Here is a 10333-nt window from a genome sequence, read left to right on the forward strand (position 1 = left end):
TCAACTGTCGAGAGATCGCCGCAGGCTCGGCAAGGCCGGACGCAGTTCGGGACGCACGGCCCGGCGCAGTGCTCGAAGGTTCCGCAGGTCCCACTCCGAGGAGCTCGGCGTTTCCATGATGAAGGGCAGGGACTGCAAGCGTGGTTCGTTCATGATGACGGCGAAGCCCTGGCGCCCGATCTTCCCGTGCCCGATGTGCCAGTGCCGATCAACGCAGGAGCCAAGGTCCGACTTCGAGTCGTTGGCATGGATCAGGGCGAGCCGTTCGAGCCCGAAGGCTGCGTCGCACTCCCCCAGGAGCTGGTCGAGACCCTCCGGGGTGTGCAGTGCGTATCCTCGGGCGAAAGCGTGGGCTGTGTCCAGGCAGACCCGTAGCCGCTCGGGGCGGCGCGACAGATCGACAACTGTGCCCAGGGCGGCCGGAGTGCAGCCGACCAGGCTCCCCTGCCCGGCGCAGTTCTCCAGCAGCACGCTGACCCCCTTATCGGCAGCCTCCAGGGCCTCATCTACGCCCCTGGCGACACGTCGCAGCCCGTCTTCGGGGTCACCGTCGGAACCGACGCTTCCCAGGTGCAGGACCACTCCGCAGGCCCCGAGCTGGCCGGCCCGACGCAGTTCCTCCGCAAGGTTGTCACGGCTCTTCTTCCACAAAGCCCGGTCCGCGGTGGCAAGGTTGAGCAGGTAGGCGGCATGCACGAAGAGCGGCTGCAGGTCCAGCGCCGCCACTCTCTCGGCGAACCAGGCGGTCTCCTCCGGGTCGAGGTCCTTGCGTGCCCACTGCACCGGGGCAGAGGTGAACACCTGCAAGGTCGTGCAGCGCCGCTCGAGCCCGCGCTCAAGCGCCTTGCGCCATCCCCCCGCCGTCTGAACATGGAAGCCGATTCGCATGCCGCAAAGTCACCGCCAAAGCTGGGAGCCGTGCCTGTTCCTGGCGGCCTACCACCTCTACCCTTCGCGTGGTACAATGGGGCCGTCAGGATGGCCGCATACTGTTCTTTCTACTCTCCCGCGCTGGAGGCCTTCTGTCCATGCGTATCGCATACCTTGATGTCTTTGCGGGCATCAGCGGCGACATGACTCTGGGCGCCTTGGTCGACGCCGGAGTCTCGCTGGATGCCCTCGCCTCGGAGTTGCACAAGATCCCTATGCACGGCTGGAGCCTTGAGGCCGACAAGGTTCGCAAGCAGGGGATCTCGGGCACAAAGGTCACCGTTAGTCTCGCCCACGACCATGAACACCACCACCACGGAGAGGCGCCACACGAGCACGGTCGCTCCTGTCGCGAGTTGGTGGCGCTCATCGAAGCTTCTACCCTGGACCGCGACGTCGTCCGCCGTTCCGTCAAGATACTGGAGCGGATCGCCCAGGCCGAAGCTCGGGTCCATGACACGACGCCGGAGGAAGTGCATTTCCACGAACTCGGCGGCCTGGACTCGATCGTCGATATCGTCGGTGCCGTGGTCGGTTTCAAGCTCCTCGGGGTGGAGGAACTCGTCTGCTCGCCGCTGCCGGTCTCCCATGGTTTCGTCGATTGCGCCCATGGCCGCCTTCCGGTTCCGGCACCGGCCACGGCGGAGATGCTCCGGGGTGTTCCGACCTTCAGCCTCGATGTGGAGGGGGAGACGGTGACCCCCACGGGCGCCGGGATTGTGGTTGGACTGGCCGACCGCGTGGGTAGCTTCCCGGCCATGAAGGTCGATGCCATCGGCTACGGCTGCGGCACCAAGGACTTCCCGGGAGTGCCCAATGTGCTGCGGCTCTTCGTGGGTGAGCGCTCCGCAGCAATGCCCGGGATCGAAGGTGGAGAGGGCCTCTGGCCGAGCGTGGTGACCGACCGCATCATGCTCGTGGAGTCCAACATCGACGACATGAACCCGGAGCTGTATACGGCGGTGCTGCAGCAGGTCTTCGACGCCGGGGCGGCCGACGCCTGGACGACGCCGATCATGATGAAGAAGAGCAGGCCCGGCACACAGTTGTCCGCGGTGTGTGAGCCCGATCGTCTCGACGCGGTCATCGATGCGATCTTCGCTGAATCCTCCACCTTCGGTGTCCGCGTCTCCGCCTGGGGACGGCGCTGCCTTCCGCGCGAGCGTGTAGCGGTCCAGACTCCCTACGGCTCCATCCGCATCAAGGTGGGCAAAGTAGGGGAGCGCATCGTGAATGCCTCGCCGGAATACGAGGACTGTGCAGAGGCGGCGGCACGCCGGGGTGTCTCCGTCAAGGAAGTCTACTCAGCGGCAGTATCCGCAGCCCGTTCCTTGCTGCTCACCTCAAGGTGAGCGATAGCCGAGAGGTGATAGGTATGCAGAAAGAACCAGGAATCATCATGCGCCGGGAGATTCGCGAGCAACCCCAGGCCATCGCAACCACGGTGGCCAGGGAAGCCCCGGCGCTTGAGGAGCTCGTGAAACGTCTGAAGCGCGAAGACATCAGTGCAGCGCTTGTCGTGGCCCGCGGAACCTCGGACAATGCGGCCCAGTACGGCCTCTACATGCTCGGCGCCGTCACCAACAAGCTCGTGGCCCTTGCTGCGCCCTCGCTGTTCACTTGCTACCACACACGCATGGACCTGCACAAGACCCTCGTGATCGGGGTGTCGCAGTCCGGCAAGGCCACTGACGTGATCGAGGTGCTCGAGGCCGGTCGTGAGGCCGGTGCCGTCACCTGCGCCCTCACCAACACCGAGGACTCGCCGATCTGCAACGGGGTCGACCATGTCCTCCTGACCCATGCCAAGGAGGAGAGGGCGGTCGCAGCCACCAAGACCTACACGACCGCTCTGGCCATCTTCCACCAACTCGCGACCCGCTGGGCTGGACGGGAGGATCTCGTCGCGGAGATCGAGCAGGTCCCCGCCTGGGTCGAAGAGGCCTTCTTGCTCGAGGATCGGATTGTCGGTTTCGCCGAGCGCTTCCGCTTCATGGGGACCTGTCACTGGCTGGGGCGGGGGATGAACTACTGCACCGCCAAGGAATCGGCCCTCAAGATGGCTGAGTGCTGCTACGTCGTGCCCTCACCCTTCAGCACTGCCGACTTCCAGCATGGCCCGATCGCCACTACCGACCGTGGGTTCCCCTGCTTCATCGTGGCGCCGGAGGGGAAGACCTTCGACTCCGTCTACGAGGTCATCGCCGCCCTCAAGGAACGGGGCGCGGAGATGCTGGTCATCTCCAACAACCACGGGGCCCTGGCCGAGGGCAAGATCGGTCTGCCGCTTCCCTCGCTTCCCGAGGAGTGCTCGCCGATGGTGGCCGGCGTGGTGGGGCAGATGATCGCCCTGCACGTAGCCCGAGAGAAGGGCCTCGATCCCGACCAGCCGCGGGGCCTGAACAAAGTGACGCTGACGGTCTAGTCTCCGTCCACATCAATGGACTTGCGCGATTGAGCGACTACTACTACATAATAGTGACGATAAGGGAGGTGATAGCGACGAAGCCGGCGAAAGGACGTGCTCGATCCGTGGACAGGGCGTGGCGATCCGAGGGGTAAGCAGTGGACACGGGAGTGTACGTCTTTCTACAGCCTGACCTTGGGGGCTTGTCGGTCGGGCCGCCTCTTGATCTCCTCTACCACGCGGGTGCGGTGAGGGCCTCGGGCCGCACCGTCGCCTATCTGGATGCGCGGCAGGGCCATCTGTCGGCGGAGGACTGTGCCGCGCGCTGTGCGGCGCTCGTACCGAAGGCAGTCTTTGTACGCTGCGTGCCTGGTCAGCATCGGCAGGTGGACCGACTGCTTCGCGCGCTCAAGTCGGCGTCCGAGTCTCCCACAGTCCTGCTGGGGCAGTACCCGGCTACAGTGCCTGCGGGAATACTGTCACAGATGACCGGGCTCGACTTCGCCCTGACCAGTGATGCCGAGCACCACATGGCCCAGTTCTGCGCCGCGCTGGAGGCTGGGGAAACGCCTTCGGTACCAGGCCTCGCGGCGCAGACGTCAGGGCAGTTCGGTGTCGCCCCGCCGGAGTCCGCGTCCGCAGACCTCGATACCCTCCCCTTGCCTTACCGGCCCTGGCTAGAGAACGGGACGGCTCACTACCGCTCCACCTTCGGCGAGCCGATGGACGTGCTGCTGACGGCTCGTGGCTGTCCCTGTCAGTGCAGCTTCTGTGGGCGGGGCAAGGCGGAGGTCTCCTTCCGCTCGATCGGGCTGGTCCTGGAGGAGTATGAGTTGCTGGTGCGTGCGGGCCTGCGGTTCATCTCGATTGCGGACGGGGCACTGACACAGGATAGGGACCGCTGCTGCGAGTTCCTCGAGGGCGTTCTGTCTCGCGGCCTCAAGGTCCGGATGCTCGTGCGCAGCACCGTCGACAAAGTAGACCGCGAGCTGCTGCGCCTGATGAAGCGTGCGGGCGTAGTCCAGATACAGTACGGGATGGAATCGGGCAGCGAGGAGGTGCTGGCTTCGCTCGCGAAGCCGGCGTCGGTGGAGATGAACACGGAGGCCTGTCGCTTGACCCAGGAGGCGGGCATCCAGACAGACACCAGTTGGATCGTCGGCTCCCTGCCTGAAACGCCCGATTCGGTGAGGACCACTGCCGACCTCGTGGAGCGTCTGCGTCCCACTTCGGCCACCTTCTTTGCCCTTCTCCCGCTGCCGGGGACGCCTCTTGAGGCCCAGGCGCGTGAGTTGGGATGGCTTCGCGGCGGCTGGTCGGTGACCGACACGCCGGCGTGGGTGCAGTTGCCCTGGCTTACGGACCGCGACCACTTGCTTGAGATCGTCTCCGGTCTGAACCGGCGCTTCAAGTACAACTGGAAATGGGCAATGCGTTACGGACTGGCCAATTGGCGACGGTTGCGGTACTCCGTGGTGCGCACCGGCCTGCACCGCCTCCGGTCTGGCTGAGTTCTGCGGTCGGAGTCGATGGACCGCGCAACAGTGGGTGCTTTACAGTGCGCCTTCGCATCCGTATAATGACAATAATCGTTCCGGGAGGTGCAGCATATGCCCAACGATGGCGACGACATGGTCCACAGCAGCGAACCATTGAGTGTCCGGTTTGTCTATACGCGGGCGCCCGAATGTCGCACCATCCACGTGAGCGGCGCCCGCGGCGGCATGACTGCGGGCGGCGAGTTCCGCATGGACCTGTTCGTCGAGGGCGCACTCATGGCAGACGTAACGGAGGTGTCGCTGGAGGGAGACGGTCTGGGTGAGGAAGTGCCCGTTGAGCCCACCGGAGAGCCTGGCGTCGTTCTCATTGAACGCGAGACGCAGGTGAGGCTGGCGATGTCTCCTAAGCAAGCGGTGTCTCTCGCCCAATGGATCACGAAGCTGCACGACGAGTGGTCCCAGCGACTGGCGAAGGAAGGGGAGGAGACCGCGTGAGTGAGAGCCTGTCCGCAGCGCATGCGGACGCGGGGGCACCCTACAGTGTTAGCAGCGCTGTGCCAGACACGCGTAGAGGGCTCTTGGCGTCACTAGTCGCGGCGCTTTCTGCGACGTTGAGGGTGGGTGGCGGGGCAGACGCTGTTGTGGCTTGCGGCCCTACCACGTCTACGGGGGAGACGGTGCCCGCGGCCGACCTGGCTGCCACGGCGTGGAGCGCAGTTCGGTCCACGCCACTGCGGCTTCCTGCCGACTTGTGGGTGCCCAGGCGTTCGGTCTCTCTGGAGACCGACGTCGTCTCGGCGCAGGCGCCGCCCTTCCTGCCTCGTCTGCGCAACAGCGTCGAGGCCTTGTCTGCCAACGCCCACGTTGTCGCCATCGAGCTGGATCGTGGAGAGGGCGTCTGGGACCTCTACGTCTACCTTGACCGTTGGGATGGGCGTGTGGTTGAGGTGGTCTCCGAAGCGATAGGCGGTGTCTACAACGCCTTAGCCGAGGCCGGTGTTGAGATACCGATGGACGCCCACATCATCGATGCAGAGGATGCCGGCCCGAGGACGGCGGCGTCCGGCGGACCTTACATCCTGTACGATAGCCAGGAGGCGCCAGGTGACTGACTGGCGATCCAAACTGGAGCAGTACGAGCACAACCGCGAGTTCTACACGCAGCTTGACAGCGCCCGCTTCGCTGACTGGTGCATCACAGGCAGGTTCTATGCTGCAGTCAACCTGGTGGAGGCCGTACTCCTCAAGGAGAGGGGAGGGCTCCCTGTGGGGCACCAGGAACGCACACTGCAGGTCCAGACACATACGTCAACTAAGGGTATTGCCAATGCCTACATCTCCCTCAAGAGCCTGTCCGAGAGGGCGCGCTACCATGTGCACTACTCGAAGATAGCTCAGGAAGACCTGGGCGACGCCGAGCGGTGGTTTACTCAGATCGAGGAGCAACTGTCTGGCTGTCTGAAGGACTGAGCACCGCTCACCGGTGGTACCTCGGATCCGAGCCCGGGTGTTGACCTGCGGCAACGCGGTGTGGTATAGTGCGCACATCATGATGACGAGTGCTCTCGGCCACGAGACCCGCGCTAGGCGCAAGTAGCACAATCTGCGCGGGTTTTTGCGAGGCACGGTGTTTGCGATGCCGCCCGATCTCAGGGGTGGCTTTTTTGTTATCTGCTGGTTTGCGTGCCGATGGTCCGACAGCCCGCGCATTTCGGCTTGCCGCCCACGCACCGCACGCGGTGTGACACTCGACCTTTCGCACCACCCTGGGAGGACCCTTCAATGACCCGCGTTGGCATTTTCGGAGCTGCAGGATATGGCGGCGTCGACATGATCCGCCTGCTCGTCAACCATCCGCAGGCAGAGATCACCTACCTGGCTGGTCACACGACCGTGGGCGAGAAGTTCTCGGACTTGTACCCCTTCATGCTCGGCACCTGCGACCTGCCCATCGAGGAGACCTCGGTGGAGATCGCGGCTGAGAAGGCTGATGTCCTGGCCTTCGCCCTGCCGGCCGGCGCCGGTACGGAGATGATCAAGCAGGCTCTGAGCATGGGCAAGAAGGTCATCGACTTCTCCGCCGACTACCGCCTCAGGAGCGTGGCCGACTACGAAGCCTACTACGCTCCGCATCCCTGCCCAGAGCTGATCCAGCAGGCAGTCTATGGGCTGCCCGAGCTGCACCGCGAGGAGATCAAGAAGACCCAGCTCGTGGCCGTTCCGGGCTGCTATCCAACCAGCGCCACCCTGGCTCTGGCACCGGCCGTGAAGGCCGGCATCATCGACACCAACATGGTCATCGTCGACAGCAAGTCCGGCGTCTCGGGTTCGGGGCGCTCCAAGCTCACCCTCGGCACCCACTTCGCCGAGGTCAACGAGTCGGTGCATGCCTACAACGTGGCCATCCATCGCCACACCCCGGAGATCGAGCAGGAGCTTTCCGCGCTGGGCTCGCCGGTGAAGGCCACCTTCTCGCCGCATCTGATCCCGATGATCCGGGGCATCCTCAGCACCTGCTATGCGCCGCTCAAGCAAGGCATGTCCGCCGCCGACGTCCTGGACATCTACCATGAGTTCTACGAGGGCGAGCCCTTCATCCGCGTCTTGCAGGAAGGCAAGCTGCCCCGAACGAAAGACACCACGGGATCGAACCGCTGCCACATCGGCATCGTCGTCGACAAGCGCTACCAGCGCCTGGTGGCCATCGCCGCCATCGACAACCTCACCAAAGGTCTCGCTGGGGCCGCCGTTCAGTGCATGAACCTCATGCTCGGCTACCCGGAGACCATGGGCCTCGAAGGTCTCGGCATGTGGCCCTAGAGACCCGGCGGCCGCAACTCTTCTCATTTCTCGGCATCGGAGGGCACTCATGTCCGACTACAAAGTGATCGACGGCGGAGTACTTGCTGCCAAGGATTTTGTGGCGGCGGCCATCAACTGCGGCATCAAGAAGGACAAGCTGGACCTGGTGATGATCCACTCGCTGCGGGCGGCAGCGGCGGCGGCGACGCTCACGCGCAACAAGTTCCGGGCCGCACCGACGCAAGTGACCGAGGAGGTCGTCTCCGACGGCAATGCGCAGACCATCATCGCCAACTCCGGCAACGCGAACTGCGCCACTGGTCAGCAGGGACTGGTCGACGCCTGGCGCATGGCTGCTCTCGCGGGTCTGGCAACGGGTGTGGAGGCCACGGAGGTCGTCGTCTGCTCCACTGGGCACATTGGCGATGCCATGCCCATGGACAAGATCGTGGCCGGAATCAGCCAGCTCGGAGGCATGCTGAGCCCCGACAACGCTGAACTGGCCGCGCGTGGCATCATGACCACGGACACCCACCCGAAGTCTTGCGCGGCTGAGTTCGAAGTGCAGGGCGTCATCTGCCGTCTTGGCGCGATTGCCAAGGGCGCCGGCATGATCCACCCGAACATGGCCACCATGCTGTGCTTCGTGTGCACCGACGTCGCCATCGACTCCGCGCTCCTGCGCATCACCTTGAAATGGTGTGTGGAGCGCAGCTTCAACTGCATCAGCGTCGACGGTGATATGAGCACCAACGACACGGTCGCGATCCTGGCCAACGGAGCCGCCGAGAACCCGACCATCGTGTACCCGGAAGACGAGGGGTACGCCAGCTTCCGCGCCGCCCTGTTGCATGTGTGCCAGGACCTGGCCAAGCAGATCGCCTTCGACGGTGAGGGCGCGACGAAGGCCGTGACGATCGAGGTCAAGGGCGCTCGCAGCTTCGAGCAGGCACGCGCGATGGGCAAGGCGATCGCCAACTACAACCTGGTGAAGGCCATGCTCTACGGCATGGACTTCAACTGGGGCCGGGTCGCCGCCGCTATGGGCGCAAGCCTGATGGACTTCAAGCCCGAGGACGTTTCCATTGAGATGCAGGGGATCGCTGCCTGGCGCAAGGGCAATCCGGTACCCTTCGACCTCGCCACGGCACGCGAGGCACTGAAGTCGGAGGACATCCGGATCCGAGTGAACCTCGGTCAGGGCGATGCGGAGGCGACCGTCTGGACCTGCGACATCACGCCCGAGTACGTGAGCTTCAACGCGGAATACGAAAGCGCCGAGCCCACCAGCTAGCCCCTCCTGACAGGCCGGCCGCCTCCGAACTGATCGGAGGAACGCTGAGGCCGGGGCACGGCCCGGTCCCATACCCTTCGGAGTTGAGCATGGAACAGCTCAAGCAGTCGGCACAGACCCTGATCGAGGCCCTTCCTTACATCCGCCAGTGGTCGGGCAAGACCGTGGTGGTCAAGTATGGCGGCAACGCCATGACCGACGATGCGCTCAAGCGCAGTGTCGCCGAGGACCTGGTGCTGCTGCACTACGTCGGCATCAAGGTTGTTGCGGTGCACGGTGGCGGTCCGGCGATCAACTCCATGATGGAGCGCCTGGGCCTGGAGTCACGCTTCGTCGCCGGCCTGCGGGTCACCGATGCCCCGACGATGGAAGTCGCACAGATGGTGCTCGTCGGCCAGATCAACCAGGAGCTGGTGTCCCTGGTGAATGCCTGCGGCGGCAAGGCCGTCGGCCTCTCCGGCAAGGACGCCAACCTCATCCGCTGCCGCAAGATCGAGCACCCCGCGGGCGACCTGGGCTTCGTCGGCGACATCGTTTCCATGGACTGTTCCGTGATCGACACTCTCACCGATGCCGGCTACATCGTAGTGATCTCCTCGATCGGCGTCGGCGAGGAGGGAGAGAGCTACAACATCAATGCCGACACCGTCGCGGGCGATCTGGCCGGTGCGCTGAAGGCCGAGAAGCTGGTCACGCTCAGCGATGTGCGCGGCATCTTCCGCGACATCAAGGACGAATCCAGCCTCCTCAGCAAGCTGTCGCTGGAGGAAGCTCGCGAGCTGATGAAGTCCGACATCATCAGCAAGGGGATGATCCCCAAGCTGCAGAGCTGCATCGGTGCCTTGGAGAAGGGTGTCTCGCGTGCGCACATGATCGACGGCCGGGTGCCGCACGCGATCCTGATGGAGCTGTTCACCGACCAGGGCATCGGGACCATGCTCGAAGGGCAACCGAGTCCCTGGTAGGGTCCCGCCCCTTCAGTCGGCCCCAGTTTCCCTGCCGTCACTATTCCTGCAAAGACGCTACTGGAGTCCCTCATGAACACAGAGCAGATCCTTGAGCTTACGTCGCAGTACATCATGCCCACCTACGGGCGCTTGCCGATTGCTTTCGTCCGCGGCGAGGGTGCGCACCTGTGGGATGCCGAAGGCAAAGAGTACCTCGATTTTGTGGCAGGCATCGCGGTCCTCGGTGTGGGTCATTGCCACCCGAAGGTCGTCGAGGCCATCCGCGAACAGGCCGGCCTCCTGATGCACACCTCGAACCTGTACAACATCGCCCCGCAGGCTCTGCTGGCGAAGAAGCTGTCCGAGCTCTCCTTTGGCGGGAAGACCTTCTTCTGCAACAGCGGCGCCGAGGCCAACGAGGCGGCCATCAAGCTCGCCCGCAAATGGGCACACC

Annotated in this window: 11 protein-coding genes; 10 read left to right on the forward strand and 1 reads right to left on the reverse strand. The window is 64.4% G+C overall.

Annotation, left to right across the window (positions count from 1 at the left end):
- On the reverse strand, window positions 1-888 hold the full coding sequence (locus tag ABFE16_12370) for a deoxyribonuclease IV (protein ID MEN6346085.1): 888 nt from the start codon (window positions 886-888) through the stop codon (window positions 1-3).
- A gap of 140 nt (window positions 889-1028) precedes the next feature.
- On the opposite strand from ABFE16_12370, the gene larC reads away from it, so the two are divergent.
- The 10 genes from larC to ABFE16_12420 all read left to right on the forward strand — a co-directional run.
- Window positions 1029-2282, forward strand: a complete 1254-nt coding sequence (larC, locus tag ABFE16_12375; GenBank protein ID MEN6346086.1) for a nickel pincer cofactor biosynthesis protein LarC — start codon at window positions 1029-1031, stop codon at window positions 2280-2282.
- 23 nt (window positions 2283-2305) lie between these two features.
- Entirely contained in the window at window positions 2306-3355 is a 1050-nt protein-coding gene (locus tag ABFE16_12380; protein MEN6346087.1) for an SIS domain-containing protein, read from the forward strand.
- A gap of 152 nt (window positions 3356-3507) precedes the next feature.
- Complete coding sequence (locus ABFE16_12385) at window positions 3508-4848, forward strand: B12-binding domain-containing radical SAM protein (GenBank protein MEN6346088.1); 1341 nt, start codon at window positions 3508-3510, stop codon at window positions 4846-4848.
- A 99-nt stretch (window positions 4849-4947) separates the two neighbouring features.
- The gene (locus ABFE16_12390) at window positions 4948-5331 is read left to right on the forward strand and encodes a hypothetical protein (protein ID MEN6346089.1); all 384 of its coding nucleotides are present in this window, start codon (window positions 4948-4950) and stop codon (window positions 5329-5331) included.
- Between the two features lie 182 nt (window positions 5332-5513).
- Window positions 5514-5948 (forward strand): hypothetical protein, encoded by a 435-nt coding sequence (locus ABFE16_12395; protein MEN6346090.1) that lies wholly within the window; start codon window positions 5514-5516, stop codon window positions 5946-5948.
- Entirely contained in the window at window positions 5941-6306 is a 366-nt protein-coding gene (locus tag ABFE16_12400; protein ID MEN6346091.1) for a hypothetical protein, read from the forward strand. The genes ABFE16_12395 and ABFE16_12400 overlap by 8 nt, the downstream gene beginning before the upstream one ends.
- A 312-nt stretch (window positions 6307-6618) precedes the next feature.
- Window positions 6619-7656, forward strand: coding sequence for an N-acetyl-gamma-glutamyl-phosphate reductase (argC, locus tag ABFE16_12405; GenBank protein ID MEN6346092.1), 1038 nt, complete (start codon window positions 6619-6621; stop codon window positions 7654-7656).
- A gap of 49 nt (window positions 7657-7705) precedes the next feature.
- Entirely contained in the window at window positions 7706-8932 is a 1227-nt protein-coding gene (gene argJ, locus ABFE16_12410; GenBank protein MEN6346093.1) for a bifunctional glutamate N-acetyltransferase/amino-acid acetyltransferase ArgJ, read from the forward strand.
- A gap of 89 nt (window positions 8933-9021) precedes the next feature.
- Complete coding sequence (gene argB / locus ABFE16_12415; GenBank protein MEN6346094.1) at window positions 9022-9897, forward strand: acetylglutamate kinase; 876 nt, start codon at window positions 9022-9024, stop codon at window positions 9895-9897.
- A gap of 72 nt (window positions 9898-9969) precedes the next feature.
- A partial coding sequence (locus tag ABFE16_12420) for an aminotransferase class III-fold pyridoxal phosphate-dependent enzyme (GenBank protein ID MEN6346095.1) occupies window positions 9970-10333 on the forward strand: 364 nt, incomplete at its 3' end.

The organism is Armatimonadia bacterium (assembly GCA_039679385.1).
Lineage (GTDB): Bacteria > Armatimonadota > Zipacnadia > Zipacnadales > JABUFB01 > JAJFTQ01.

What these genes read in the sequence shown, in the direction of transcription:
- ABFE16_12390 (MEN6346089.1), top strand. Translation starts at nt 4,948, where the DNA reads ATGCCCAACGATGGCGACGACATGGTCCACAGCAGCGAACCATTGAGT.
- larC (MEN6346086.1), top strand. Translation starts at nt 1,029, where the DNA reads ATGCGTATCGCATACCTTGATGTCTTTGCGGGCATCAGCGGCGACATG.
- argB (MEN6346094.1), top strand. Translation starts at nt 9,022, where the DNA reads ATGGAACAGCTCAAGCAGTCGGCACAGACCCTGATCGAGGCCCTTCCT.
- ABFE16_12370 (MEN6346085.1), bottom strand. Translation starts at nt 888, where the DNA reads ATGCGAATCGGCTTCCATGTTCAGACGGCGGGGGGATGGCGCAAGGCG.
- ABFE16_12380 (MEN6346087.1), top strand. Translation starts at nt 2,306, where the DNA reads ATGCAGAAAGAACCAGGAATCATCATGCGCCGGGAGATTCGCGAGCAA.
- argJ (MEN6346093.1), top strand. Translation starts at nt 7,706, where the DNA reads ATGTCCGACTACAAAGTGATCGACGGCGGAGTACTTGCTGCCAAGGAT.
- argC (MEN6346092.1), top strand. Translation starts at nt 6,619, where the DNA reads ATGACCCGCGTTGGCATTTTCGGAGCTGCAGGATATGGCGGCGTCGAC.